Below are 26,961 nucleotides of genomic sequence, written 5' to 3'. Positions count from 1 at the left end.
AAACCACCCCGCATCGGGTCATGCGTCACTCGCCCTGCACGGTCAGGATCATGCCGTCACGCAACGCCTCGTTACCGCGAACCACCACCTGCTGGCCGGCGGCCAGCCCTTCAAGGACCACCGCCTGGCTGTCTCGCGTGGCCCCGGTACGCACAAAGCGCTCCCGCGCCACGGTATCGCCCTCTTCTGCGACGACCAGCCAGACCGAGACGCGCCCGTCCGGATAGCGCACCAGCGCATCACGGGGCACCAGCACCTGCTCTTGTGCAGCCGGCAAACGCAGGCGGGCGCGCACCGACATACCGGGCAACAAGGCCAACTCCTGCGGCACAGCCGTGCGCATCAGAAACGTCCTTGCCGTGGGATCATTGACCGGCACCGAGGCAATCACCTCTGCCCGCACACCGTCCCCGGCACCCAGCAACACGTTCACCTGGTCGTCCAGACGACCGGCGTATTCCTGCGGCACCGGGAAATCAATGCGCAGCGCATCGGTATCCACCAACGCCAACACCGCGTCTCCCGGCGCGACCCATTCACCGACCTCCACCAGCTTCTCACTGATCACACCGGCAAACGGCGCCTGCACAGCATGACGCCGCAACAGAGCGCGCTGCTGGCGTGCCTCTGCATCCAGCCGTGCGGCGGCCGCAGCCGCCATTTCCACTTCCGCTTCCAGACTGCGTATCTCGCTGGCGGGGATGGCGCCGCGCAACGTACTGGCTTCCGCCTGCCGCCGCCGCGCATCAGCCAGCCGCGCCTCGGCTTCCTGTACAGCCGCCCGGCTGCTGTCATAGCGCGCCTGCTGCAACTCAGCGTCCAGCCGCAACACCACATCACCGGCTTCCACCCGCGCCCCGGCATCCAGCGCCACTGACTCCACCAGCCCCCCCACCGACACCGACAGCATTGCGCTGCGGGCCGAGGTGACGGTCCCGGTGACAGGCACCTGCTCGGTAATACGTCCGGCCACCGCCTCCGTCACGCGGACCGGTGTATTGGCCAGCGCAAACAAAGGCAGGATCAGAATGACAGGCAGCAGCGCACGCGCCGGCATGATGGCTCCTCGAAGTGTGTCGCATTCCGGATTAGGTCGGGGCTCAGTAGGCCCCAGCAGGATATTTGGGTCAAGGTTTAGGGTAGGTGTTGCGGAGTGAAGATCGCGTAGGGGGGGTAAACCATGTGTCTTTCGCTGTCTTGCGGCGAGTGTGGTGTAGCGCCGCCGGGCTATGCCCGGTGGCCGGACCCGCGCAGCGGGCCCCACCTATAAAGAGCGGGTTTCCCCATGTGAGAGCGCACATAAGTAAAACGCCCTGCCAGGATTCCCTGACAGGGCGTTTTTTTTTTGGGGTTGTGCGCTCAGTTCGCTTGGCAGTCGCGTGACGTTGGGAGGTCCTACTTGGGTCGCAAGCAGTGCTTGCGATCGCTGCGCGACGCCGGTGGCGCCCCCGCCTGGCACCTGCGGTGCATCGCGCCGGGGTCGCGCCCGACTCACATGGCAGCGCGTTGCGCGTAAGCGTCCGGCGAACCCATCTACCGAGCGTGATTGTGGCCGGTAGTTTAGGTGTCCACCTATTACTAAGTGGACACCTAATATGAGTGAGATGCTTCCTGCCAAGACACCCGCCAAGCGCCGCCGCTATTCCCCGGAGTTCAAAGCCAGGATTCTTCAAGAGTGCCAGGCCCCGGAGGCTTCCGTCGCCAATGTGGCGCTGCGCTACGGTCTCAACACGAATCTGATCCACAAGTGGCGCCGTGCTGCCGAAGTCAGTTCGAAGCCGCCTGCTGAGAGTAAATTTATCCCTGTCCCCATGCCGATGCCGCCGCCCTCTGCGTCCTCAGTGGCCGAGGTGGTGTTCGAGCTGCCTGGCGTGACAGTCCGCTGGCCTCTGGCACAGATCGAGCGCGCCCTTCCCTGGCTGCGGACGTTGACGCCGTGATCCGGATCGAGGCCATCTGGATGGCCACGGAGCCGCTGGATATGCGCGCCGGCCCGGATACGGCCTTGGCCCGTGTGGTCCAGGTATTCGGCGAAGCGCGTCCCCACTGCGCCTACCTGTTTGCCAACAAGCGAGGCAACCGCATGAAGGTGCTGGTGCATGATGGCTTTGGCCTGTGGCTGGCCGCGCGGCGTTTGCATCAGGGCGGCTTTGTCTGGGGCGGACTGAGTCAGGGCGAGCGTATCGCCCTGACATCCGAACAGCTTCAGGCGCTGGTGGTCGGTTTGCCCTGGCACCAGGTCGGCTGTGATCGGGGTATTGCCATACTTTAAAGCCCTTGGCGCTGGCCTGTGCGCCGGTCAGCGCGCCCTCTCTGGTATCACTTCCGGCGGCGGCGTCTGGCAAGATAATGGCCATGACGACACCGCCGCATCTCGACCAGCTCACTGCCGAACAGCTACGCCAACTGGCGGCGCAACTGTTGGCCGATGCGGCGGAAAAAGAGCAGACCATCGCTCAGCAAGGTCAGACCATTGCGCAGCAGGGTCATCAGCTCAAGCATCACCAGCTGCTGAACGACAAGCTCACGCAGGAGCTGGCCATCCTGAAGCGCCATCGCTTCGGCAAGCGCAGTGAAGGCCTGAACAGCCACCAGGCCAGCCTGCTGGATGAACTGGTGGACGCGGATATCGCGGCGATCGAGGCGACACTGTCCGAGGCTGCTGAATCAGCAGATACCCCCTCCGCACCGGCGAAGCGCCAGCCCAAGCGTGTGCCATTACCGCCGACCCTGCCGCGCACGATCATCACGCACGAACCGGACAACACCGAGTGCACCTGTGGCTGCCAGCTCCAGCGCATCGGCGAAGACATCAGTGAAAAGCTCGATTACACCCCCGGCACCTTTACTGTCGAGCGCCATGTGCGCGGCAAGTGGGTCTGCAAGCACTGCGAGCGCCTCACCCAGGTCCCGGTCCCGGCGCAGATCATCGACAAGGGGCTGCCCACCAGCGGTTTACTGGCCCACCTGCTGATCGCCAAATACGCGGATCACTTGCCGCTGTACCGGCAGGAAAGGATCTTTGCCCGCGCCGGGTTGGGCATCGCCCGCTCGACGCTGGCTGAATGGGTGGGCCGTTGCGGCGTGGCCCTGCAACCGTTGGCAGACGCTCTGCGTGAAGCGTTGCTCAAGCAGCCAGTGCTACATGCCGACGAGACGCCTGTTCCCATGCTGTCGCCCGGCAAGAAGAAAGCCCACCGGGCCTACATCTGGGCCTACTGCAGCCCGGCCACTGCCGCCCTGCATGCCGTGGTGTATGACTTCGCCGAGAACCGGGCCGGCGCCAACGCCCGCACCTTCCTCGACGGCTGGCAGGGCAAACTGGTCTGCGACGACTACAGCGGCTACAAGGCCGGCTTCCAGCGCGGCATCACTGAAATCGGCTGCATGGCGCATGCGCGCCGGAAGTTCTACGAGCTGCATACAGCCAACAAAAGCCAGATCGCCGAACAGGCGTTGACACTGATCCAGCAGCTTTACGAGATTGAGCGCGGGGGTAAAGCGTTGTCCGCCGAGGCGCGGCAACGACTTCGGAAGCAGCGATCAAAGCCCCTACTGGACAGCCTGCATCAATGGCTGATGACACACCGGCAGAAAGTACCGAACGGCTCCGCCACAGCCAGGGCAATCGACTACAGCCTCAAGCGGTGGCAAGCGCTGATACACTACTGTGAAGATGGGGCCGTGCCCATCGACAACAATCAGGTGGAAAACCAGATCCGGCCCTGGGCGCTGGGGCGTTCCAACTGGTTGTTTGCCGGCAGCCTGCGCAGTGGGCAGCGTGCCGCCGCCATTATGAGCCTGATCCAGTCAGCCAGACTGAATGGCCATGACCCGTATGCCTATCTGAGCAATGTGCTGCAGCGATTGCCGACGCAGAAGAACAATGCCATCGACGAACTACTGCCGCATCACTGGAAACCCGATGCCGTTTAGCAAGGTGGGTTCGCCGGACGCTTACTCACATGGCAGCGCGTTGCGCTGCGAGGTAGGGAGAGGAGTTCATCGTGTCCTAAAAATGAAAACCCCGACGCGAAGCGGCGGGGTTTTCATTTTTTTAGGAGCCTGACGATGTCCTACTCTCACATGGGGAAACCCCACACTACCATCGGCGATGCGTCGTTTCACTTCTGAGTTCGGTATGGGATCAGGTGGTTCCAACGCTCTAAAGTCGTCAGGCAAACTGGTTTGGTTTCTTGCTCTGTGGCGAGGCCACAGTACTGGCTGCAAGATCCCAAAGGCGTCTGCCTTGTTACATCCCGCATTTGCGGGCGGCATCAAGACATGCTGGATAGGAAGTCGAAGTAATGATGCAAGGTCTGAATACACTTGCGTCTTTCGTCGTGTCTCTGACACGTCCTGCCATTGTACCCGGATCGCGCTGCATGGCGCTGACCGCTTTGGGTTATATGGTCAAGCCGCACGGGCAATTAGTACTGGTTAGCTGCACGCCTTACAGCGCTTCCACACCCAGCCTATCAACGTGGTGGTCTTCCACGGCCCTTCAGGGGAATCAAGTTCCCAGGGAGACCTTATCTTGAGGGGGGCTTCCCGCTTAGATGCTTTCAGCGGTTATCCCGTCCGCACATAGCTACCCGGCAATGCCACTGGCGTGACAACCGGAACACCAGAGGTGCGTCCACTCCGGTCCTCTCGTACTAGGAGCAGCTCCTCTCAAGTCTCCAACGCCCACGGCAGATAGGGACCGAACTGTCTCACGACGTTCTAAACCCAGCTCGCGTACCTCTTTAAATGGCGAACAGCCATACCCTTGGGACCGGCTTCAGCCCCAGGATGAGATGAGCCGACATCGAGGTGCCAAACACCGCCGTCGATATGAACTCTTGGGCGGTATCAGCCTGTTATCCCCGGAGTACCTTTTATCCGTTGAGCGATGGCCCTTCCATACAGAACCACCGGATCACTAAGACCTACTTTCGTACCTGCTCGACTTGTGGGTCTCGCAGTCAAGCACCCTTGTGCCTTTGCACTCAGCGCACGATGTCCGACCGTGCTGAGGGTACCTTTGTGCTCCTCCGTTACTCTTTGGGAGGAGACCGCCCCAGTCAAACTACCCACCACACATTGTCCCTGATCCGGATAACGGACCGAGGTTAGAACCCCAAACATGCCAGGCTGGTATTTCAAGGTTGACTCCACCGGAACTGGCGTCCCGGCTTCAATGTCTCCCAGCTATCCTACACAAGCAGGCTCAGAGTCCAATGCGAAGCTATAGTAAAGGTTCACGGGGTCTTTCCGTCTAGCCGCGGGTACACAGCATCTTCACTGCGATTTCGATTTCACTGAGTCTCGGGTGGAGACAGCGCCCCCATCATTACGCCATTCGTGCAGGTCGGAACTTACCCGACAAGGAATTTCGCTACCTTAGGACCGTTATAGTTACGGCCGCCGTTTACCGGGGCTTCGATCAAGAGCTTCTCCGAAGATAACCCCATCAATTAACCTTCCGGCACCGGGCAGGCGTCACACCCTATACGTCCACTTTCGTGTTTGCAGAGTGCTGTGTTTTTAATAAACAGTTGCAGGGGCCTTTTCACTGCGGCCGACAGACGCTTACGGGGCAAGCCCTTCACATCCACCGGCGTACCTTCTCCCGAAGTTACGGTACAATTTTGCCTAGTTCCTTCACCCGAGTTCTCTCAAGCGCCTTAGAATACTCATCCCAACCACCTGTGTCGGTTTAGGGTACGGTTCCTCGTAACCTGAAGCTTAGAAGTTTTTCCTGGAAGCATGGTATCAACCACTTCTCGGGCACAAAGGCCCAATAGTCTCAGCTCTCAGCCTTAGGATCCCGGATTTGCCTAAGATCCCAGCCTACTGCCTTTCCCCGGGACAACCAACGCCCGGTAGGCCTAACCTTCTCCGTCCCTCCATCGCAGTTACGAGAAGTACGGGAATATTAACCCGTTTCCCATCAGCTACGCTCTTCAGCCTCGCCTTAGGGGCCGACTCACCCTGCGCCGATTAGCGTTGCGCAGGAAACCTTGGTCTTTCGGCGTGGAGGTTTTTCACCCCCATTGTCGTTACTCACGTCAGCATTCGCACTTCTGATACCTCCAGCATGCTTCTCAACACACCTTCAACGGCTTACAGAACGCTCCCCTACCACGCACACTAAGTGTGCATCCGCAGCTTCGGTATCCAGTTTGAGCCCCGTTACATCTTCCGCGCAGGCCGACTCGACCAGTGAGCTGTTACGCTTTCTTTAAAGGGTGGCTGCTTCTAAGCCAACCTCCTGGCTGTCTAAGCCTTCCCACATCGTTTCCCACTTAACTGGATTTAGGGACCTTAGCTGGCGGTCTGGGTTGTTGCCCTCTTCACGACGAACGTTAGCACCCGCCGTGTGTCTCCCGGATAGTACTCACTGGTATTCGGAGTTTGCATCGGGTTGGTAAGCCGGGATGGCCCCCTAGCCGAAACAGTGCTCTACCCCCAGTGGTATTCGTCCGAGGCGCTACCTAAATAGCTTTCGGGGAGAACCAGCTATCTCCGAGCTTGATTAGCCTTTCACTCCGACCCACAGCTCATCCGAATCTTTTTCAACAGATCCCGGTTCGGTCCTCCAGTGCGTGTTACCGCACCTTCAACCTGGCCATGGGTAGATCGCCCGGTTTCGGGTCTAATCCCAGCAACTAGCGCCCTATTAAGACTCGGTTTCCCTACGGCTCCCCTATTCGGTTAACCTCGCTACTGAAATTAAGTCGCTGACCCATTATACAAAAGGTACGCCGTCACCCACCGAAATGGGCTCCGACTGCTTGTACGTACACGGTTTCAGGTTCTATTTCACTCCCCTCTCCGGGGTTCTTTTCGCCTTTCCCTCACGGTACTGGTTCACTATCGGTCAGCCAGGAGTATTTAGCCTTGGAGGATGGTCCCCCCATATTCAGTCAAGATAACACGTGTCCCGACCTACTCGTTTTCACTTCCCACCACCTTTCGCATACGGGGCTTTCACCCACTATGGCCGGCCTTTCCAGAACCGTTCCGCTAAATGATGAGAAGCTTAAGGGCTAGTCCCCTTTCGCTCGCCGCTACTAAGGGAATCTCGGTTGATTTCTGTTCCTACGGGTACTTAGATGTTTCAGTTCCCCGCGTTCGCCTCTAAGGACCTATGGATTCAGTCCTAAGATACCTGCCTTACAGCAGGTGGGTTGCCCCATTCGGAAATTCCCGGATCAAAGGTTGTTTGCTACCTCCCCGAGACTTATCGCAAGCTACAACGTCCTTCATCGCCTCTGGCTGCCAAGGCATCCACCGTGTACGCTTCGTCACTTGACCATATAACCCAAAACAGTCATCTCGCCCAAACTTCAAGCAGACAACCACCAGGTTACACAGCAGCAACATGTCAGTTTCGCCGAAAGACGCAAGTATCGTATTCAAGACACTCACATCTTTACTTTGACTCGACTTCTCTATCCAAATTTTTAAAGAGCTTGCACCAGACTCGTCATCATGGCGCTTTTCTTACCGGCCTAAAAAAGCCAGAAGCAAATGTCTTTGATACAGCCCAAGGCACTTGGTTCTGACTTTGCTTGCCAAACTTTTCAGTTTGCCAGTACGTAACCAGCCTGCATTTGGTGGAGCCAAGCGGGATCGAACCGCTGACCTCCTGCGTGCAAGGCAGGCGCTCTCCCAGCTGAGCTATGGCCCCATATTTGCAGCATCCAGACTCACTACTGGATCGGCTTCCGAACTGGCTGCCGCAGCAGTAAATCTGGTGGGTCTGGGTGGATTTGAACCACCGACCTCACCCTTATCAGGGGTGCGCTCTAACCAACTGAGCTACAGACCCTAAACTCTCGGCCTGCACTCTTTTTAACCAGACAGACAAACGTGTGGGTCCCTGAACTGTGTTCAGGTTTAGTCGTTAAGGAGGTGATCCAGCCGCAGGTTCCCCTACGGCTACCTTGTTACGACTTCACCCCAGTCATGAACCACACCGTGGTAAGCGCCCTCCCGAAGGTTAGGCTACCTACTTCTGGTGCAATCCACTCCCATGGTGTGACGGGCGGTGTGTACAAGGCCCGGGAACGTATTCACCGCAGCATTCTGATCTGCGATTACTAGCGATTCCGACTTCATGCAGTCGAGTTGCAGACTGCAATCCGGACTACGACCGGTTTTAAGGGATTTGCTCCGCCTCGCGACTTCGCTGCCCTCTGTACCGGCCATTGTAGCACGTGTGTAGCCCTACTCGTAAGGGCCATGATGACTTGACGTCGTCCCCACCTTCCTCCGGTTTGTCACCGGCAGTCTCCCTAGAGTTCCCGGCATAACCCGCTGGCAACTAGGGACAAGGGTTGCGCTCGTTACGGGACTTAACCCAACATCTCACGACACGAGCTGACGACAGCCATGCAGCACCTGTCACTCGGCTCCCGAAGGCACCAAGGCATCTCTGCCAAGTTCCGAGGATGTCAAGAGTAGGTAAGGTTCTTCGCGTTGCATCGAATTAAACCACATGCTCCACCGCTTGTGCGGGCCCCCGTCAATTCATTTGAGTTTTAACCTTGCGGCCGTACTCCCCAGGCGGTCTACTTATCGCGTTAGCTGCGCCACCAACAATACAAGATCGCCGACGGCTAGTAGACATCGTTTACGGCGTGGACTACCAGGGTATCTAATCCTGTTTGCTCCCCACGCTTTCGCACCTCAGCGTCAGTGTCAGTCCAGGAGGCCGCCTTCGCCACTGGTGTTCCTTCCGATCTCTACGCATTTCACCGCTACACCGGAAATTCCACCTCCCTCTACTGCACTCTAGCTAGCCAGTATCGGATGCAGTTCCAAGGTTGAGCCCTGGGCTTTCACATCCGACTTAACTAACCGCCTACGCGCGCTTTACGCCCAGTAATTCCGATTAACGCTCGCACCTTTCGTATTACCGCGGCTGCTGGCACGAAATTAGCCGGTGCTTCTTCTGTAGGTAACGTCAAGTACTCCAGGGTATTAACCCGAAGCCTTCCTCCCTACTGAAAGTGCTTTACAACCCTAGGGCCTTCTTCACACACGCGGCATGGCTGGATCAGGGTTGCCCCCATTGTCCAAGATTCCCCACTGCTGCCTCCCGTAGGAGTTCGGGCCGTGTCTCAGTCCCGATGTGACTGGTCATCCTCTCAGACCAGTTACGGATCGTCGCCTTGGTAGGCCTTTACCCTACCAACTAGCTAATCCGACGCGGGCTCATCCATCTGCGCAAGGTCCGAAGATCCCCTGCTTTCCCCCGTAGGGATTATGCGGTATTAGCTTGGGTTTCCCCAAGTTATCCCCCACAAATGGGTAGATTCCCACGCGTTACTCACCCGTCCGCCGCTCGCCGGCAAAGTAGCAAGCTACTCCCCGCTGCCGCTCGACTTGCATGTGTTAGGCCTGCCGCCAGCGTTCAATCTGAGCCATGATCAAACTCTTCAGTTAAGAAAAGCGTTTAAAGTGCCTACGCACTTAATACATGCTCAGCTAGTTCGCAAATTACACTCATTTGAGCTTGACTTGCTCTGTAGCCGAATTCTTTAAACCCGACACAGAACAGGTCCCACACGTTTGTCTGCCTGATTGTTAAAGAGCGCGTCGGTCACCGTTGTTGCCGTGTGCCGTCGTTGTGGGGGCGCATTCTAGAGAGATTTGCCAGACGGTCAATACTTTTTTTTGAGATTTTCATCGACCGTTCATGTTTTAGCCAAAACCCTCTGATATGGCTAGTTTTTGACCTGAAATCAGGGATTTAGCGGCTGTTTTTTAAGCAATCTCAAGCGTCCGGCCAGCCCGTTCCACTCACCGCCGGGACAATCGCCTCACCAGCCGCTCAATGGCAAGCCCGGCACGCGCCAGCCGCCACCATCGCATCAGCCCTTTCTCGCCAAGCGCATCCAGCAGGCCACCCATCAGCGAGAGCTTCTCGCCAGAGTAGGGGTACCAGTTCGGTTCGGGCTTGCCTCGGGCAGGGTCTTCCAGCACGGCCTTTGAGCGGGTCATGCCCAGCAACCCTTCGGCGCCCTTCATGCGGCCGAAGCCCGAGAGCTTCACCCCTCCGAATGGCAGGCCGGCATTGCCCTCGGTGAGCATGACGTTGTTGAGGTTCACGCAGCCCGTCTCCAGCGCCCGCGCCAGCCGCTCACCCCGGGCTCGATCGGTGGTCCAGACGCTGCTGCTGAGTCCGTAGGGGCTGGCATTGTGCAGCGCGATTGCCTCGGCTTCTTCGCTGAAACGGTACAGCGCCAGCACCGGGCCGAAGGTTTCTTCCCGCGCCAGGCGCATGTCGTCGGTGACGCCGGAGACCACGGTCGGCAGATAGAAACGGCCGCACTCACTACGCCGGCCGCCACAATGCACTGTGGCGCCACGCTGCCTGGCTTCCTCGACCTGCTCCTCGATACGACGCATCTGGAAATCGGTGGTGATGCCACCGAGATCAGCCTCGGCTCCCGTCCCGGTAGTGATCCGCTCGCTCGATTCAACCAGCGCCGCCAGAAAGCGGTCATACACACCGCGTTGCACATACAGCCGCTCAATCGCGGTGCAACTCTGCCCGCTGTTATGCAGGTTCCCCCAGCAGGCGGCCGCCACGGCACGTGGCAGGTCTGCATCATCGAACACCAGCATGGCATCCTTGGCCCCCAGCTCCATGATCACCGGCACCAGTAACGGCGCCGTCTGGGCGAGAATCTTCTGGCCCGTGGCGAGGCTGCCGGTGAACACCACCAGATCCGGCCGTTCGGCAATCAGCCGGCTGCCGGTGTCGCCACTCCCCTGCACTACCTGCAACGCCTGAGAAAGTAGCGGATGAAGGGCACGAATTTCGTCGAACATCGCGTTCATGGGGGTATGTTCAGACGGCTTGAGCACCACAGCATTGCCCGCCACCAACGCAAACATGGCCGCCGTCATGCCGATCGCGAGCGGCAGATTCCAGGGAGAAATCACCACCGCGACGCCACGGGGCTCGTGGAAGATGCGGCTGCGCTTGCCCAGCAATGTGATCGGCGTCGGCACGGTTTCATCCGCCAGCACGCGGGCGGCGTTATCGTGCAGCCAATGCAGGTCTTCGGTGAGTTGGAACAGGTCGGAGAGCATGGCATCGCCGCGACAGCGGCCGGATTCCGCCACGATCTGGTCCAGCAGCCACTCGCGCCGCCGCTGCAGCCAGTCCAGCACCGCCTGCAGCGCCTCCAGGCGCACCGCCAGCGGGACGTCCCGCAGGGCGGCGGCGGCAGCCCGGGCGCTGGCCATCGCCGCACGACAGTCCTCCGGCGTCGCCGCACGCTGATGGTAAAGGGTGGCTCCGGTGACCGGATCAATAACGGGGAAAGCCATGACGCGCTCCTTTTTGGCACTTTTGTACCAGCAAAGCACATAAAGGGAAAGCGCGCCCAAAACGAAAACGGGGCCGGCGCGTAACGCCGACCCCGTTCAATACCCTGTGGCAAGCACTCAGTTGGCCGGCTTGCGGCGCGCTCGCCGCCGGCCCTGCACCAGGAACAGCAGAGGCCCCGACAACACGTACACCACCGCCAGCGTCAGCAGTACCAGCGGCGGGTCCAGGAACACGATGGCAAAGGCAACGATCACACCCAGCAGCGCCCGGAACGGCACCCGGCCGATACGGAACTCCTTGAAGCTGTGATAGCGGATGGAAGACACCATCAGCAGCCCGGCCCCCGCCGTAACGATAGCGACCAGATAACCAATCTCTGTCCCGTTGATCTCACGGCTGGCGCCCAGCCAGACCATGGTCGCCACCAGCCCCGCGCCCGACGGGCTCGGCAGGCCAGTGAAGAAACGCTTGTCGGAACTGACCGCCTGCAGATTGAAACGCGCCAGCCGCAACGCCGCACAGGCGACGTAGATGAAGGCCGCCGCCCAGCCGAAATTGCCCAGCTCGGACAACCCCCAGGCGTAGGCCACCAGGCCCGGCGCCACGCCGAAGGCAACACAGTCCGACAGTGAATCGTATTCTGCGCCGAACTGGCTCTGGGTGTTGGTCAGGCGGGCAATGCCGCCGTCCATGCCGTCCAGGATGCCGGCCACGATGATCGCTACGGCGGCATGCATGAACATGCCGTTCATGGCAGCCACAATGGCGTAGAAGCCGGAAAACAGCGCGGCGGTGGTGATCAGATTGGGCAGCAGGTAAACCCCGCGGTGACGGTGACCATTGCGGTCACGGGCCGGCTCGATCACTTCGAAGCCTGAATCATCCTGATGGTCTGTGTTCTGTGGATCAGTCATAGGGCACTCCGTTGATGGCCCAGTTTAACCGAGTTGCGCCAAGACAAAAAACGCGGCCGGATGGCCGCGCTTCTTGTACCGCATCCGGGGTGGCCCGGGAATCAGTTTTTGCTCTTGTCGATGATCTTGTTGGCCTGGATCCACGGCATCATCGCACGCAGCTTCTCACCCACCTGTTCGATCGGGTGCGCGGCATTGTTGCGGCGCGCAGCGGTCATGGACGGGTAGTTGTGAGCGCCTTCGGCGATGAACATCTTGGCGTACTCGCCGTTCTGGATGCGTTTGAGCGCATTCTTCATGGCGGCACGGGATTCGGCGTTGATCACCTCCGGGCCGGTGACGTACTCACCGTACTCGGCGTTGTTGGAGATCGAGTAGTTCATGTTGGCGATGCCGCCTTCGTACATCAGGTCGACAATCAGCTTCAGTTCGTGCAGGCACTCGAAGTAGGCCATTTCAGGCGCGTAGCCGGCTTCCACCAGCGTTTCGAAACCGGCTTTGACCAGCTCGACAGCACCGCCGCACAGGACAGCCTGTTCACCGAACAGATCGGTTTCGGTCTCGTCCTTGAAGGTGGTTTCGATGATGCCGGTACGGCCGCCGCCGACGCCGCAGGCGTAGGACAGCGCCAGGTTCTTGGCGTTGCCGGAAGCGTCCTGGAAGATCGCGATCAGGTCAGGAATACCGCCGCCCTTGGTGAACTCGGTGCGCACAGTGTGGCCCGGCGCCTTCGGCGCGATCATGATCACGTCCAGGTCCTTGCGCGGCACGATCTGGTTGTAGTGGATGGCAAAACCGTGGGCAAACGCCAGGGTGGCGCCTTGCTTCAGGTTCGGCTCGATCTCGTCGCGGTACAGTTGCGCCTGGAATTCATCCGGCGTCAGCACCATCACCACGTCCGCTGCCGCAACAGCTTCCGGCACGGCTTTCACAGTCAGGCCGGCCGCTTCGGCCTTGGCCACGGAGGACGAACCCGGGCGCAGCGCCACGGTCACGTCAACGCCGGAATCCTTCAGGTTGCAGGCGTGGGCATGGCCCTGGGAGCCGTAGCCGATGATGGCCACTTTCTTGCCCTGGATGATGGAGAGATCACAATCCTTATCGTAATAGACTTGCATGGTCTTACCCTGAGCTGGTGATTGTTCGGTACGGCAACGGGGCCGTTTCAGGGCTGTCACCATAGGCTATCGGCTGTATTGCGTAAAATGATATATTTGCAACACTGCATGCCGATTATCGAAACACACCATGGATACCCGCCCGCTTCAGCTCTTTCTCACCCTGGCCGACACACTGCATTTCGGCCGCACCAGCCGCTTGTGTCACGTCAGCCCCTCGGCCTTGAGCCGCAGCATCCGCCAGCTGGAAACCGAACTGGATGTGACGCTGTTCTATCGCGACAACCGCCGCGTCAGCCTGACCCGCGAGGGCGAGCGTTTTCGTGACTACGCCCGCCAGGCGCTGGCCGACTGGCAGGCGGTACGGCTGGCACTGCAGGACGAGCAGCGCATCCTGCAGGGCGAGTTGAGCCTGTACTGCTCGGTCACCGCCAGTTACTCCTTCCTGCACGACATGCTCAGCAGCTTCCGGCACAACTACCCGCGTATCGAGATCAAGCTGCACACCGGCGACCCGGCCCGCGCTGTAGACCGGGTGCTCAATGGTACGGAGGACATTGCTATCGGAGCGCGGCCGAATCAGTTGCCGGCAGACGTGGCGTTCCTGCCCATCACCCGCTCGGCGCTGCTGTTCATCGCCCCGGCCAGCCAGCCGCAGCTGGCCGAGCGGTTGCAGGGGCCTGCTGACGGACAGGCCTGGGAGGAGGTGCCGATGATCCTCTCCGAGGAAGGCCTGGCACGGGAACGTACGGATGAATGGTTCCGGGCGCACGGTATTCGCCCGCAGATCTACGCGCAGGTCAGCGGCAACGAGGCGATTGTCAGCATGGTCAGTCTGGGGTTTGGTGTCGGCGTGGTGCCGCAGATCGTGCTGGATAACAGCCCGTTGGCCACACGCATCCGGGTGCTGGATGTACAGCCTGTGCTGGAGGCCTATGAAGTAGGGATTTTTGCGCTGACGAAGCGGCTCAGTGAGCCGCTGATCGATGCGTTCTGGCATCAGCGGGAGCTGGGCCGGCATATGCCGTAGCCAGCGGTTCCCCGGCAAAGCCCGGGCCTGCCATGACCGGCAGCGCCACGGCAAACAACACCAAAGCCAGCACGGCCAGCACCGCACGCAGACACAGCTGGCGCCAGGAAAACACCAACGGTTCGCCACGAGTCCTGAGGCGCGGTGCAGGCATGCGTCACGCTTCCGTGGCCACGCCCGGCCACCAGCCGGCCAGGCGCATCAGATGCAGCCCGGCGCAGACCAGCAACACACCGCAGGCAATAAACACCGACAACCACTGGCTCAGGCCCCGCTCCAGCACCGCCTGCTCCGGGGTATCCGGATCAATCCAGGCCGTCACGCGGGCACCCGGAAAAAACGCTGCTCGCTGCTGCCGGGCCAGCGACATCCTGTCCACGGTGTGGCCGCGTCCAAAGGTCAACCGGTGGCCCAGATATTCCTCGCCCTGATGCACATACCGATACCGGACGTCGAGACGCCACTGCTGCTGCGCAGCGCGCGCGCCCTCCGCCGGCACGATGCGGCTGCTTTCCACCGTGGCCATTACCGGCTGCCATCCCATGCTGTGCTGCCCCCTGGCAAGCGACAGTGCTTCAATGACGGCCAGACTCAGCCCCAGCGTTATCAGCCCGATGGCCATCAGGCCCAGGGAAGTGTTGATCCGCCCCTGCAGCGCCGGTTCGCTGCGGCCGACCGGCAGCAGCATCAGCAAAATGCCCAGCAGCAAGGGCAGCAACGTCAGCAACAACCACCAGCCGCCCAGCGTCGACGGCCAGATCATGCCGTTTCTCCGCGCACGCCATACGACAGGCTGCCCGCATGGCATGGCCGCGCAACGCTCAGATCAACACCCCAAACCCATCGCCGGATGGCCGTCACGGGAATTATTCCAGAAGCAACCCCAACGGCCTCTTTCTAGCGGATCCCGGCGGCTTGCGCATCCCATGAACCGGGGTGGCCAAAAGCACAGTACGGGCCAGGATGATCCCGGCCCCACGGCAACAGGCCCGGATCAGGCATGCACCACCATCTGAAAACCGCCAAATATCAGGCGGGCACCGTCAAACGGCATCGGATTGGCCTCGCTGGTCATGCGCGGGTCGGCCATGACCCGGGCCATCCCGGCGTCACGTACCGCCCGCGAGGGCCAGACGATCCATGAGAACACTACCGTCTCATCCTCACGGCATTGCACCGCAAGCGGAAAAGAGGTGAGCTTGCCAGGTGGTACATCGTCACCCCAGCATTCCACCACACGTGTGGCGCCCTGTTCCTTGAACAGCGCGGCTGCGCGGCTGGCGTGTTCGATAAACGCTTCCTTGTTGGCCGTGGGCACAGCCGCGACGAACCCGTCGACGTAATCCATTGTGTTGTCCTCCAGTCACCAATATTGATCGGGGCGCAGGCAAGGCTTGGCTTATCCTGTGCTCCCCTGGTGGTCGCTTGCCGGGGGACTGAATCGACAACCGCATCAGCATTTTTCTTCGCAGAATGCTTCCGCTATTCCTCTCTCGCCTGCCCCAACGCTCAAAACCGATACTCGCCCGCATCAATCGCGGCCTGGACAGACTCCGTCAGGCGCTGATAATGCCGCTCGCCCGGCAGCATCACATAGACGGGGTTATCCTGCTGCGCGAGATCGTAACGCTGCTCCTTGAGCTTGTTTTTCTGGTGCTTGAACGTACCCGTGGTTTCCATGGCCTGTTCATTGATACGCAGGAACACCGGGATTGCATAAGGCGGCAGGTCCCGCCGCAACTGGTCGCTGAGACGTGCAAAATCGTACTCGGCATGCGGCGCCGCGAGGCGTACCTGGGCCATGCCGGCGCGGCCATTGGTGCCGGGGATTTCGACGCCGTAAACCACCGATTCAAGTACACCGTCGCATTGATCGACGATCTGCTCCACTTCCGTGGTGGACACGTTTTCGCCTTTCCAGCGAAACGTATCACCCAGGCGGTCCACGAACTGTGCATGACGAAAACCGATATCGCGCATCAGGTCACCGGTATTGAACCAGGCATCGCCCTTTTTGAAGACGTTGCGGAAGATGGATTTTTCGGTTTTATCCTTGTCGGTGTAGCCGTCGAACGGGGTCTTGTCGGAGATTTCACCCAGCATCAGCCCGGCCTCGCCCTTCGCGGCGCGAGTCATGAAGCCGCGCGCGTTGCGGATCGGCGCGTCCTGGTCCTTGTCGTATTTCACGATGGCGTAGGAAACCGGCGAGAAGCCCACTGTATTGTCAAAACCAAATACATTGGTAAACGCGACATTGCCTTCGGAGGAGGCATAGAACTCCACCACCCGGTCGATACCAAAACGCTCCCGGAACGGCGTCCAGATACTGGGCCGCAGGCCATTGCCGACAATCACCCGGACTTTATTGGTCCGATCATTCTCCTTCGGCGGTGCTTCGTGCAGGTAGCGGCATAGCTCGCCCACATAGCCGAACGCCGTGCAATCATGCTGGCGAATATCATCCCAGAAACGGCTGGCAGAAAACCGGCGCGCCAGCACCAGCCCGGCGGACGCACTGATGACAGAGCTCCAGCACACCACCATCCCCGTGGCATGGTAAAACGGCAGCGTGCAATATAGTCGGTCATGCTGGTTCAGCCGCACAGCGGCCAGGCCAAAGCCGCCATAGGCTTTCCACCAGCGGCCATTGTTGAACACCACGGCCTTGGGCAGACCGGTGGTGCCGGAGGTGTAGATATAGAACAGCGGGTCTTTGAGACAGATCTGGTCAATGGTGTCCGGATCATCCGCTGACGCTTTCTGTATGACGTTCGCCAGGTTGATATATCCCTTCGGCGCCTTGCCCGCGTTACGGGACGTGTCCTGATCCGCCAGAAAATAGAACCGGTCGGCATCCAGCGTCAGCTCACCGCGAACTTCTTCGATGGCGGGCACCAGTTCTTCGCCGATCACCGCCGCGCTGGGCTGCACAAGATTAAAGCTGTGTACCAGCACCTTGCCCCGTTGCGACGTATTGAGCATGGCCGAACAGAGCCCCAGCTTGGCACAGCCCAGGATCGTGGCGACGAGTTCAGGGCGGTTCTCGATGCTGATCGCGACCGTATCCCCTTTGCGCAGCCCCTTTGACGCGAAGTGGTGTGCAATGCGATTGGCCCACGCGTTCAGCTCCCGGTATGTCCATTGCCGGTCTTCATACACCAGCGCCACGCCGCCCGGGTTGGATCGCACTGCCTGCTGGAATCCCTTGGCGAGCCCCACCGGGGTGCGGGTATCCGTGATCTTCGACATCTTGGAGCCTTTGATCATGGACGGCAGATTGGACAGTAACGCGGGGACGCGTGACAGGATTTTCGGCAATGTAATGACATCCGAGTGACGCATAGACGCTCCTTGACTGGTCTATCGGGCAGACAAAAGACAGGCAAACACAGGGAGAGTGGCCTGCACCGAAGCCACTCCCCAACCATTGCGTAGTGCTGATTGCTCTCCAATACCGGAGCAAACCAATGCCGTCAGTGATCGCGCATTGCTTGTTTTCTGATAGCCAGCTCTGCGGCTCGCTTTATGTGATGTAGCGCAGGATCTCGATACTGCCCTGCCATCTTCTGGCCAGGCACGGGAGAGAGCCTGATCCCTTATAGGCAGTTAAACAGCCATTCCGCCAGTCAAAGTGGGACAAATCAGGCTGCATGGTGTTTTTATTTCTCTGGCGTCACCTGCTTCCTGCCCATCAGATATGCCGCCACCGCCTGGTAAGCTGGGAGCGAGGTCGGATCATTCGCGGCATTGGTCGCCACAGGGTGGCTTGCAAAGCGGGCAATCACCATCTCGGCAACCGGATCAATATACAGCGCCTGCCCATGCACACCGCGCGCCATAAAAGCGCCGTGCGGGTTATGCGTGACCCACCACATATTGCGATAACTCCATCCTGCCAGCAGCGCATAACCTGCTTTCGAAAAGGCCTCTTTGCTGCCACCCTGCCGAATATCCGCAATGGCCGCTTTGGGGATAATCTGCTGACCGTTGTAACGGCCGTCCTGGCGGATCATTTCCCCGAACCGGGCCAGATCGCGCAGGCTCATATTCAGCCCGCCACCCGCAAAGGGCGTGCCGGTGGAATCCACTGACATATAGGCATCCTGTTCGGCGCCCAGCTTGCGCCAGATCTTTTCAGACAGCAGTTGCGCGATGGAGCGGCCACTGACCCGCGCGAGCACCCAGCCCAGTGCATCCGTGTTCGCAGTACGGTAATGAAACGCTTCGCCATGCGTACCTTCCGGTTGCACGGTTTGCAGAAATTCGTAATACGAGCGCGGCCCCTGATAGTCCGCCGGCTTTGGCAGAGGATTGCCGGCGGCCGCGTGCGCCCAGACATCCGCGTTCGGATCAGCGTAATCTTCACTGAATCGAATGCCGGTGGTCATGTCCATCAACTGCCGCACCGTGGCATTCCCAAAGGCAGAACGGGCAAGCTCGGGTACGTACTCCTCCACCTTCCGTTCAGGGTCCAGCTCACCATCGGCGACCATCATGGCGGCCAGCGTTCCCACGAAGGTCTTGGTCACGGACATGACGCCGTGCTGCCCTTCGCGCGTCAGGACGCCGAAATAGCGCTCGTACACCACCCGGCCTTTGTGCAGGACAATAATGCCGTCCGTGTAGTTTTCCAGCAGGGCATCCCGCCAACTCATCGGGCGATCGCTGCCCATCGGCAAAAACGTCACGTCATCAATATCGTCACGCAGTGCCTGCCTGAGACGCCCCGCCGCAGCGGTGCCACGGGAGACATTGATGGTTGGCATGAGCTGTCTGAAATGCGAGACGCTCCAGCGCATGGCCGGAAAACGGAAATAACTCCCGTCTTCAAAGCGCAGGATGCGATCAGGGGGCGGCGGCGAACCGACCATCCAGCCAAGCCGGGCCGGGTCGCTTTCTATTGCGTCGGGGAAGGCGGTAGTTTCTGCATGGGCAGGGCCGGCGAGGGCCATGGAGAGCGTCAGTACAGCGGCAAAGGCGAACGCGGTCAGGTGAGAAGGATGGTATGGCATGTACTACCTCCGTGTAGGACGACCCCTGTGATCAGAGGGGCGATGCCCCATACTACACGGCCCGCTGTGGGCGGCGTGAAGAGTCTTGAACCATGCATCCGGCCCGGGCGCCGCCTTGGTGCTGCACAGCCTTCTCTGCCTGCTTGCTTCTCGAGACAAGTCAATCAGGGACACCCATCCATTTCACCTCAAAGCTGGGCCAGGCCCCTGCCTACACCACACCTACAACGTGCGGATGCCCGTATCGAACCCCCGAATCCATGCGTGTCCTGGCTTTTTGTCCTGGCTTTTCCGGCCTAACCCCGCCAACGGCCCGGTGTGACCCCGAAGGTTTCGCGAAATACGGCAATGAACGCACTCACCGTGTTATAGCCCAGTTCGAGCGCCACCGTGGTAATCGGCATACCACTGGCCAGGCGTTCAAGAGCACGTAACAGGCGCGCCCGTTGTCGCCAGTGCTGGAACCGGAGGCCGGTTTCCTGTGGGAAACGACGCGTCAGGGTCCGGGCAGACAACCCCGCCCACTGTGCCCAGCCGGCCAGATCACGGCTGTCCGCCGGGTCATCCAGCAAGGCCCTGGCAATGCGCAGCAAACGCGGGTCAGTCGGCATCGGTAACCCCAGCGGCGCGCCGGGCAGGCTGCGAATCTCCGCCGCGATCACCGCCACCAGCGGGTCGCGGCTTTCGTCCCAGTGCTGATCGTCCCAGAGCGCGGCGCGCTTGACCGCCTCCCACAACAAGCCCGAGACCTTGAGGATACAGGGCTGCTCCGGCAACCCCCGACAAAGCAACGCATTGAGCAGCATTGCCCAGCCGTCGAACTGCCCGTGGGGGTCGATGCCGTGCTCACAATGAGGCGGGATCCAGATAGCGTGGGCCGCCGGCACCATCCACAGCGTGCCGCCTGCCTGGACCGTGAGCAGCCCATCGACGGCACCGCACAACTGCCCCTCGGCGTGACAATGGACACCGGCCATGCGCGCCTCGCGCTCCGCTTCGCTCTTGTCCCAGACCCTGGCCAGCAAAGGCCCATGAAAAGACGAAAAGGAACCACTCCCTTGAGTCATAGCCATTTTGGCGTATTTCCGATATTGAATGACGCTTATACGGTATTTCAGCCACCCCTCGGAGGGCTAGTCTTTCTTCACCCCCAAGCGCCCGACCTCTGCAGAGAGGACTGAACCATGCGAGCTAACGAAATACTGCCTGATGAACACAACACTCTGAGTATTAACGGGATGACCGTCCGCAAAGGATCGGTCGGTGCCTTCCTCGCCACCGCCCGGCAGTGGCTGAACCCGACAACACCGGACCATCAGCGCCAATGCGCACAACAGGACCTGCGCGAGCTGTTGCCAGCGCTGGACGCTCTGGGGCTATTCGAGGTCTTGGAAGTTCGCGATCCGGCGTTGCGCCAATGGCTGGACGAACACAGGGAGGCCCATTGATGGCGCTGGACGATTTCAAAATCCACGATACGCGGGCCTTTCCGATTGTGCGCCTCTTCCCCGAATCACTGCCGGCGGGATATTCCCTTCTCTGGGAGGAAGAAATGGATGCGCTACTTGGCCAGCCAACCCCGTTTGTGATTCTGATGGGCAACACCGAGGTGGCGGTGGAAGCTCACGAAGACCGCAAGCGCCGCACGCTCTGGCTCAAACGCAACCGGGATGGCCTGGAGCAGCGCTGCAAGGGGCTGGTGGGCGTGCAACCCAATGCTGTGAAACGACTGGTCATGCAGACACACAGTGCCACACTGTCTGCATTGTTCAAAGTGCCACTCCGGATCGTCGCCAGTGACGAAGAAGCGGAAGCGCTGGGGCGGGCACTGCTGGCAAGCCAGGAATAATCAGCAAGCCAGCCGGGCGGTAACCTGTGTTACCGGCACCGGCTGGCTGTCCCAGCCTGACGGTACACGTTGCTAAACCGGTGAAAGACATATTGGGGACATCCAGCTGCTCCAGAGACCATCACCCAGTCTGCCCAAGCCACCTTGCTTGCAAATCGCGAGTTGCCTCATCGGCTGCGGACATCTATGCGTGTCCTGTCTCGGCCGCTTCTTGCTTGCTCCGCGAGACATACGGCAACACAAACATGTACAGGCCGGTCAGCAGGAGAAGAGCCAGCGGCAGCAGGGGCGAATAAGTTACCCACGCCGGAGGTTGCTGGCCATTCCCCATCGCCAGCGCGATAAAATTCGCGATCACTGTGCCGGTAAAAAGGATGGACACCCAGCGGTGACCTTGTCGTATCCAGTGGCTCACATTCATGACTGTTTCCCCGCCTGGATCATCTTCCACCCGTTGCCCGAGGGATCACGGAACCCGGCGTCTATATTGCCAAAGCGCTCAATCGGCTCCTGCGTGAACTCAACGCCACAAGCGCACAACTTCTCATAGGCGGCACGGCAGTCATCCACCGCCAGCACCAGCGGCGGCATTGCGCCCTTGGCCACGATGGCGCTGATATCCTCAGCCGTTGCGGCATCCAGCACTGGCGGCCCTGGCACAAACAGGCCGAGCTGGAACAATGGCTGCTCCGGGTGCTGCACCGTCAGCCATCGATAGTCGCCATTGCGCACATCCGTATGGACCTTGAACCCGAGCTTGTCCACATAGAACGCGAGCGCCTCGTCGTGATCCCGCACGTACAAACCCACTACCTGAACCCCCTGACTCATCAGACCTCCTTCACTGTGACCGGCTAGCCCGCATTGTTATCTTTCGACGCGCGGCGGCGCTTCTCCAAAACTGCTATCGTGAGGTCCGGCCGGTTACTGGCCTTGAGAAAACAGACGGGCATCTGCCCCTGACGTTCCTGCACGGCGGCCTTCTCGCGCAGCCGGAACGCCCCCGGACTCTCCCCGGTCACATCGCGAAAGGTGCGCCCGAACGTGCCCAGGCTGTCCCACCCTGTCTGGAAGGCGACATCGGTAATGGACAGGCTGGTCTCGCGCAGCAGTGCCGTAGCCCGCTCGATGCGCCGTGTGAGCAGGTAACGGTGTGGCGGTATGCCGAAGGCGTCCTTGAATGAGCGGGCGAAATGCGCCTCTGAAACGCCGCTTACCCGCGCCAGCCGCCGGACGGGCCAGACCTCGTGGGACGCCTTGTCGATCGAGTCTTTCGCCCGCAGCAGTCGCCGCAATAACTCCGGGCTCTGGCGGGCGCGACGCCGGGGGCGCTCCTGGTGCCCGGCCTTGATGCTTCGATTGTTCATCGCTGTATCAGTTTCAGGAGGAATTATTCATCGTATGTTACAGCCGAAACGGCTTGGGTACGCGGCGTCCGGCTCATGGGTGTCAAACACTACCTCTCCTCTCCCACCGATGTAGAAGCAGGTATAAAAGACCACACATGGCAGCGCCGTAGATCAGCACATTGGACAGGAGCGAACTGAATTCGTACTTATCGTGCAACACGAACCCCGCATGGAGCATGCTATGGAGGATCAGAAAAGCGGATAGCCACACTCTGGTCCGGTTGCGCACTACACTGTTCAAGCTCGCCATCAAGGCAATCAGTATGGCAAACAAGGGGACATGGGCGGCCACAAAGACAAACCGCCCGACCTCTTCGCCAAGCCAACTGGTGAGTGGCAGCACCCTCCACTCATGGTGGGTCATGGCATCCAGTTCATGCGTAAAAAGGAGCCCGATACCAAGGTAAAACAAGCGATCTTTCATGACCATTCCTCACCGAAACATAGCTACGGCTTTCCTTCCAGCAACACCATGAAACGTTCAGAAAGCAAATAGGCGTCCCCGGGCCAACGCGCCGACACATAACGGCCATCTTCAACCACAAATGCTGCACTATGGTCATCCCTTGTCCCTCGTTTCCCCAGGGTAACTGGGCCGCGGCAGAAATCCCCCGGAGACGCAAGAGCATTGCGCACTTCATCTTCAACATACTCAGGATAGGTCCGGTAGTACTTACCGAGCTTCCAGAAAGTAAGAGAATAGGCCAGCATTTCCATATATTTGGGAAGGCAGGTGGTTCTTCTGCCATGCAGCACAGACACTCCTTCAGAAGATTTCGCGCGGGCGAGCGTGAGAACGCCGTGACAAATGGCACCCACTGGGCGATCCGTGGTCCAGAAATCTGCAATGAACTGATGCAGTGAAGCATTCCCAAGATACTGACGCATGCCAGGCGCATGCCCACCCGGCAACAATAAGCCATCAAATTCTTCAGCACGAACTTTAGACCATGAAACCGGGTTATTGAATGAATCGTCCTCACACATCTGAGAGTAGAATTCCTTTGGCTCCTTCTCAGCGCCCAGTGCGCCGAATATCACTCCGGTTAGCAACAAAGGATCAGCATAAGGCCTGCTGCCCCCTTTCTCAGTTGCGAAAACGATGCGGTGGCCCGCATTGGTTATCAGACGCCACGGCACTGCAACCTCCGTTACGTCAAAATCGTTGTCCGGTAGGGGTATAAGGACTGCTGCCATCTACTGTACCTTTTTGTTTATCAAACGATGGGAGCCATTAGCCGGAGCCAATAGCCAATGGAGGGCATGCAGGAACCTATAACATTCCACCACTATCACCAGGACACCACCCTGCTTCCGCCTATGGAAGAAATTCCTGCGTGTCCCGGATTTCCTTCCATATAATGTTGGGTGGAAAGCTCGTATTCCTTTACATCAGTGGAAGGCTGCCTGCGTTCATCTCCTATACTCTCTCAAGTTGCTGATTCAATCGAATCAACAAATAAATCGCAAACCCTGTCGCCACACCCGGCACAACGCCCAACACAAGCGCGATCCAGCCATATTTGATACCGGTGGCACGGGCTTCATACAGCACCCACACGGCCAGCACACACCAGCACATAATAGTGTCGGTGGCGTAGCCTGCGGCATAGGGGTTCACGAAGCCGGCAAGGGCGGCGCCGAGAATGTCGGGGTTATCGAGCAGGGGCGGCATAACAACAACGGCGAAGGCGGCTGTGTAGTTCCCCCGCTTTGACGGACACCTTCTCCTAACCGATGAGGTGTAGAAATGCCGAAGTACAACAATCCAAGAAAAACTTGGCGGTATGCGGACGATTTCAAGATCCGCGCCGTCGAGATGAGCTACCAGGAGGGAATCCAGATCCAGCAGGTTGCCGAGGGACTTGGCATCCACCCCTTTATGCTATCGCGCTGGCGTAAAGAGTATCGGGAAGGCAAGATCAGGTCTGACGGTCGCAAACGTGTAGATGTGATGAAGAATCCCAAAGCACCCAGGGCCGCCGAGCTGAACGAGACGGCCCGGCTAAAACGCGAGAATGAACGCCTCAAAAAGGAGAACGACCTCCTAAAAAAGTGGCAACGGTATCTGGCGGAACAACATCAGAGCGATTTGGATTCATCCAAGTCCACGGACGAGAACTAGGTGTCAGATACCTGTGTGAATGGCTTGGGGTTTCCCGGAGCGGCTACTACGCATGGCTGAAGCGTCCTGTCAGCGCGAGAGCGCTTGAGGACCGCCAACTGGCCGGCTATATCGAGCGGGCTCACAGGAAAAGTGAGGGTCGCTACGGCAGCCCAAGGGTCCATAAAGTACTGGCTCGACAAGGCATCCGGGTGGGGCAAAAGCGCGTGGAGCGGCTTATGCGGGACGCGGGGCTGGTTGGCCGGGCAGCAACACTCTATCGACGGGTGCCTGGTATAGAGAAATTCTTCGCCCGCCATCAGAATCTTCGGGCGGATTCGGGGCCACCTGCTGGAGTGAATGAGCAATGGGTGGCGGATCTGACCTATATCCGTGTGGCGAAAGAATGGCATTACCTGGCCACGGTGATGGACGTTTACTCCAGGAGAATTGTGGGTTGGGCTCTGGGGAAGAACAAGACAGCAGAACTGACGTTGCGGGCACTCAAGCAGGCGTTGAGAGTAAGAGTGCCGCAGCGGCGGATGATCTTCCATTCAGATCGTGGCTCCGAGTATGGCGCCCACCTCCTGCAGAATGAGCTTGAGCGCCACGGTATTCGCAGTAGTATGAATCGACCGGGTCGTTGTACGGATAACGGCCATATGGAATCATTCTTTCACAGTTTGAAGGCAGAGCTTATCCATGGAGAGGAATTCAATACCGAGCATCAGCTCCGATTGGCGCTGTCGGGATACATCAACCAATTTTATAATCGTAGCAGGCTGCACTCAGGTCTGGGCTATTTGAGCCCGGTGGAATACGAGAGAATGGCAGCGTGAAATGAAGCGTGTCCGTTTTATCGGGGGAAGATCACTGCAAAGCCGATTGCCAATAGCCAAAGCAGGCCCTTGAAGAGTGATTCGTTCATGGTGCATCCTTCCTTTCGCTTGTTATAAGGGACACAAGTAGCTATGCCTCACACCACGAGGCCAGCCGCTGACTGGAAACCCAACGGCGGCCTGTAGCCCGCGCATACTCCATCAATCGGGGCAATGCACCCATGGCCACGGGTTGACGCTGTCTTCGTGGCTGCATATGAGCCAGCCAGGCTCGTTTATCAATCCCCACCCGTTCCAAAATGTTCGCTGCCTGAATGGAAATAGCCCCCCGTTTACCATCACGGAACGCCCTGCCCGTGCTATCTACCAGTTCCAGGTAATCCATTAAGCGGACTCGACATAGCGTGTCTTCATCATCAACCTCCACTGAATCGGCATCCACCATAGGAAGCAGCGTTGGTTGTGGCGCCTTTGCTCCAGTCTCCTTCAGTCCATCTACCCTCTGCTGAAAAGACGTATAGTCGGAGTCTTCCGGGCTTTGGGCCATCGCTGCCCGGACAGGATTCAGATCCACGTACGCCAGGCAGCTCAATACCGCCTTTTCATCCAGTAACGCCTGACACTTATAACGACTTTCCCAGAAGCGGCCCTTGCAGTGATCTTCTTCGTTGGCTTTTCTGGCAAGATGTTCGTTCAGGCACTTCATGAACCAGCCGAGGTCGTATAGTCGCTCACGCCATTGGCTCACGCACGCCAGCGCCTGCAGCGATTCCGTAGCCTCCGTCTCACCCCTCACCCAGCGTTTCACGATCATGGGGCCGCTGAAGAGCATCATCCAGCGTTCTGCCACTTCCATATCCGTCCATGAGGCAGCCTTCTTACGGTTGATCCGCAAAACAAGATGGTAGTGATTGGACATCACGGCATAGCCGCACAGGTCAATGGCGAAAATATCGGACAGAATCGCCAAGCGATCCACCACCCACTGGCGGCGGTGTTCGTAATCCTGCCCTGAATAATGGTCCTTACCGCAGAGAAAGGCACGACGTACGCAGCGGCAGATGCAGTGGTAGTAAGGGGTTGAGTCCAGGCTGACCTGGGTATATCGAGCACGCGTCATGGATGCCTCCTTGCAACTCCATGGTCACGGTACTGCCCGCGTGGTCAGGAAACTAGAAGATATTCGCTATTTTTCTTGTAGGAAATGTGCGAATTAGTGCGCGTCCTTTAGTTGTTTATGGGTTCTCATGCCGCGATATTTAACTAGGTCGACAATTCGTGCGTGTCCCGAATCGCACGTTTTTGCGTGTCCCGGATTCGTTTATCAAAACCACATCACCCCGATACTAGC

General features: G+C 59.2%; 23 protein-coding genes, 2 tRNA genes and 3 rRNA genes. 7 read left to right on the top strand and 21 right to left on the bottom strand.

The genetic code is table 11. The features are described 5' to 3' along the window. Positions 1 to 25: 25 nt before the first annotated feature. Positions 26 to 1,057 carry an efflux RND transporter periplasmic adaptor subunit gene (locus S7S_RS03510; RefSeq protein ID WP_008738248.1) on the bottom strand — a complete coding sequence of 344 codons (1,032 nt, stop codon included), beginning with the start codon at positions 1,055 to 1,057 and terminating at the stop codon, positions 26 to 28. 538 nt (positions 1,058 to 1,595) lie between these two features. Here S7S_RS03510 and tnpA point away from each other — a divergent pair. The 3 genes from tnpA to tnpC all read left to right on the top strand — a co-directional run bounded on the left by tnpA (position 1,596) and on the right by tnpC (position 3,936). Continuing rightward, a complete protein-coding gene (gene tnpA, locus S7S_RS18740; protein WP_052269201.1) occupies positions 1,596 to 1,940 on the top strand; it encodes an IS66-like element accessory protein TnpA in 345 nt (114 codons plus the stop codon). Further along, positions 1,937 to 2,272 carry an IS66 family insertion sequence element accessory protein TnpB gene (tnpB, locus tag S7S_RS03500; protein WP_041025929.1) on the top strand — a complete coding sequence of 112 codons (336 nt, stop codon included), beginning with the start codon at positions 1,937 to 1,939 and terminating at the stop codon, positions 2,270 to 2,272. The genes tnpA and tnpB overlap by 4 nt, the downstream gene beginning before the upstream one ends. Before the next feature lie 83 nt (positions 2,273 to 2,355). Beyond that, positions 2,356 to 3,936 (top strand): IS66 family transposase, encoded by a 1,581-nt coding sequence (tnpC, locus tag S7S_RS03495; RefSeq protein WP_041025928.1) that lies wholly within the window; start codon positions 2,356 to 2,358, stop codon positions 3,934 to 3,936. 127 nt (positions 3,937 to 4,063) lie between these two features. On the opposite strand, the gene rrf is transcribed toward tnpC, so the two are convergent. The 8 genes from rrf to ilvC all read right to left on the bottom strand — a co-directional run bounded on the left by rrf (position 4,064) and on the right by ilvC (position 13,367). After that, positions 4,064 to 4,179: ribosomal RNA gene (gene rrf, locus S7S_RS03490) — 5S ribosomal RNA — on the bottom strand. 230 nt (positions 4,180 to 4,409) lie between these two features. Beyond that, a 23S ribosomal RNA gene (locus S7S_RS03485) occupies positions 4,410 to 7,302 on the bottom strand. A 300-nt stretch (positions 7,303 to 7,602) separates the two neighbouring features. Further along, a tRNA-Ala gene (locus tag S7S_RS03480) sits at positions 7,603 to 7,678 on the bottom strand. Between the two features lie 64 nt (positions 7,679 to 7,742). Next, positions 7,743 to 7,819, bottom strand: a tRNA-Ile gene (locus S7S_RS03475). A 76-nt stretch (positions 7,820 to 7,895) separates the two neighbouring features. After that, positions 7,896 to 9,438 (bottom strand): 16S ribosomal RNA (locus S7S_RS03470). Together the 16S, 23S and 5S rRNA genes with 2 tRNA genes alongside form the textbook arrangement of a ribosomal RNA operon. A gap of 357 nt (positions 9,439 to 9,795) precedes the next feature. After that, entirely contained in the window at positions 9,796 to 11,334 is a 1,539-nt protein-coding gene (locus S7S_RS03465; RefSeq protein WP_008740423.1) for an aldehyde dehydrogenase family protein, read from the bottom strand. 117 nt (positions 11,335 to 11,451) lie between these two features. Then, positions 11,452 to 12,249 carry a CDP-diacylglycerol--serine O-phosphatidyltransferase gene (gene pssA, locus S7S_RS03460; protein WP_008740424.1) on the bottom strand — a complete coding sequence of 266 codons (798 nt, stop codon included), beginning with the start codon at positions 12,247 to 12,249 and terminating at the stop codon, positions 11,452 to 11,454. A gap of 101 nt (positions 12,250 to 12,350) precedes the next feature. Beyond that, a complete protein-coding gene (ilvC, locus tag S7S_RS03455; protein ID WP_008740425.1) occupies positions 12,351 to 13,367 on the bottom strand; it encodes a ketol-acid reductoisomerase in 1,017 nt (338 codons plus the stop codon). A 130-nt stretch (positions 13,368 to 13,497) separates the two neighbouring features. On the opposite strand from ilvC, the gene ilvY reads away from it, so the two are divergent. Then, entirely contained in the window at positions 13,498 to 14,397 is a 900-nt protein-coding gene (gene ilvY / locus S7S_RS03450) for an HTH-type transcriptional activator IlvY (protein ID WP_008740426.1), read from the top strand. Between the two features lie 157 nt (positions 14,398 to 14,554). Here ilvY and S7S_RS03445 read toward each other — a convergent pair whose 3' ends face one another. From S7S_RS03445 to S7S_RS03425, 5 genes are all read right to left on the bottom strand, one after another. Continuing rightward, the gene (locus tag S7S_RS03445) at positions 14,555 to 15,160 is read right to left on the bottom strand and encodes a DUF3592 domain-containing protein (RefSeq protein ID WP_008740428.1); all 606 of its coding nucleotides are present in this window, start codon (positions 15,158 to 15,160) and stop codon (positions 14,555 to 14,557) included. Positions 15,161 to 15,391: 231 nt separating this feature from the next. Further along, the gene (locus S7S_RS03440) at positions 15,392 to 15,745 is read right to left on the bottom strand and encodes a DUF1428 domain-containing protein (RefSeq protein WP_008740430.1); all 354 of its coding nucleotides are present in this window, start codon (positions 15,743 to 15,745) and stop codon (positions 15,392 to 15,394) included. A 161-nt stretch (positions 15,746 to 15,906) separates the two neighbouring features. Continuing rightward, positions 15,907 to 17,739, bottom strand: a complete 1,833-nt coding sequence (locus tag S7S_RS03435) for a long-chain-acyl-CoA synthetase (protein ID WP_008740432.1) — start codon at positions 17,737 to 17,739, stop codon at positions 15,907 to 15,909. Positions 17,740 to 18,056: 317 nt separating this feature from the next. After that, positions 18,057 to 19,409 (bottom strand): serine hydrolase domain-containing protein, encoded by a 1,353-nt coding sequence (locus S7S_RS03430; RefSeq protein ID WP_008740434.1) that lies wholly within the window; start codon positions 19,407 to 19,409, stop codon positions 18,057 to 18,059. 296 nt (positions 19,410 to 19,705) lie between these two features. Further along, entirely contained in the window at positions 19,706 to 20,482 is a 777-nt protein-coding gene (locus S7S_RS03425; RefSeq protein ID WP_035206117.1) for an AraC family transcriptional regulator, read from the bottom strand. Between the two features lie 111 nt (positions 20,483 to 20,593). Between S7S_RS03425 and S7S_RS03420 the strand changes: the two genes are divergently transcribed. Then, on the top strand, positions 20,594 to 20,857 hold the full coding sequence (locus S7S_RS03420; RefSeq protein ID WP_008740438.1) for a hypothetical protein: 264 nt from the start codon (positions 20,594 to 20,596) through the stop codon (positions 20,855 to 20,857). Then, on the top strand, positions 20,857 to 21,258 hold the full coding sequence (locus S7S_RS03415) for a hypothetical protein (RefSeq protein ID WP_008740441.1): 402 nt from the start codon (positions 20,857 to 20,859) through the stop codon (positions 21,256 to 21,258). Before S7S_RS03420 ends, S7S_RS03415 begins: the two co-directional genes overlap by 1 nt. Before the next feature lie 184 nt (positions 21,259 to 21,442). Here S7S_RS03415 and S7S_RS03410 read toward each other — a convergent pair whose 3' ends face one another. The 6 genes from S7S_RS03410 to S7S_RS03390 all read right to left on the bottom strand — a co-directional run bounded on the left by S7S_RS03410 (position 21,443) and on the right by S7S_RS03390 (position 24,435). Further along, positions 21,443 to 21,679, bottom strand: a complete 237-nt coding sequence (locus S7S_RS03410) for a hypothetical protein (protein ID WP_008740442.1) — start codon at positions 21,677 to 21,679, stop codon at positions 21,443 to 21,445. Further along, on the bottom strand, positions 21,676 to 22,089 hold the full coding sequence (locus S7S_RS03405; protein ID WP_041025927.1) for a VOC family protein: 414 nt from the start codon (positions 22,087 to 22,089) through the stop codon (positions 21,676 to 21,678). Before S7S_RS03405 ends, S7S_RS03410 begins: the two co-directional genes overlap by 4 nt. A 23-nt stretch (positions 22,090 to 22,112) precedes the next feature. Continuing rightward, complete coding sequence (locus S7S_RS03400) at positions 22,113 to 22,625, bottom strand: helix-turn-helix transcriptional regulator (protein ID WP_041025926.1); 513 nt, start codon at positions 22,623 to 22,625, stop codon at positions 22,113 to 22,115. An 82-nt stretch (positions 22,626 to 22,707) separates the two neighbouring features. Further along, positions 22,708 to 23,091 carry a DUF6713 family protein gene (locus S7S_RS03395; protein WP_008740543.1) on the bottom strand — a complete coding sequence of 128 codons (384 nt, stop codon included), beginning with the start codon at positions 23,089 to 23,091 and terminating at the stop codon, positions 22,708 to 22,710. Between the two features lie 23 nt (positions 23,092 to 23,114). Then, positions 23,115 to 23,864, bottom strand: coding sequence for a type 1 glutamine amidotransferase domain-containing protein (locus tag S7S_RS19120; RefSeq protein WP_008740544.1), 750 nt, complete (start codon positions 23,862 to 23,864; stop codon positions 23,115 to 23,117). Positions 23,865 to 24,087: 223 nt separating this feature from the next. Further along, positions 24,088 to 24,435: a DUF2834 domain-containing protein gene (locus tag S7S_RS03390; RefSeq protein WP_338010705.1), complete on the bottom strand. Its 348-nt coding sequence runs from the start codon at positions 24,433 to 24,435 to the stop codon at positions 24,088 to 24,090. Here S7S_RS03390 and S7S_RS19115 point away from each other — a divergent pair. Beyond that, a protein-coding gene (locus S7S_RS19115; RefSeq protein WP_144401581.1) for an IS3 family transposase occupies positions 24,418 to 25,610 on the top strand; the annotation gives its coding sequence in 2 pieces (ribosomal slippage) (positions 24,418 to 24,723 and positions 24,726 to 25,610; 1,191 coding nt in all). The two genes, S7S_RS03390 and S7S_RS19115, sit on opposite strands and share 18 nt — an antisense overlap. Positions 25,611 to 25,740: 130 nt before the next feature. Here the strand turns inward: S7S_RS19115 and S7S_RS03375 are convergent. After that, a complete protein-coding gene (locus tag S7S_RS03375; RefSeq protein ID WP_008739875.1) occupies positions 25,741 to 26,730 on the bottom strand; it encodes a transposase in 990 nt (329 codons plus the stop codon). Positions 26,731 to 26,961: the final 231 nt, after the last annotated feature.

This window comes from Isoalcanivorax pacificus W11-5, assembly GCF_000299335.2.
Taxonomy (GTDB): Bacteria; Pseudomonadota; Gammaproteobacteria; order Pseudomonadales; family Alcanivoracaceae; genus Isoalcanivorax; species Isoalcanivorax pacificus.
Note: the sequence above shows the minus strand (reverse complement) of the source record. Positions and strands in the feature narration are given on the sequence as shown.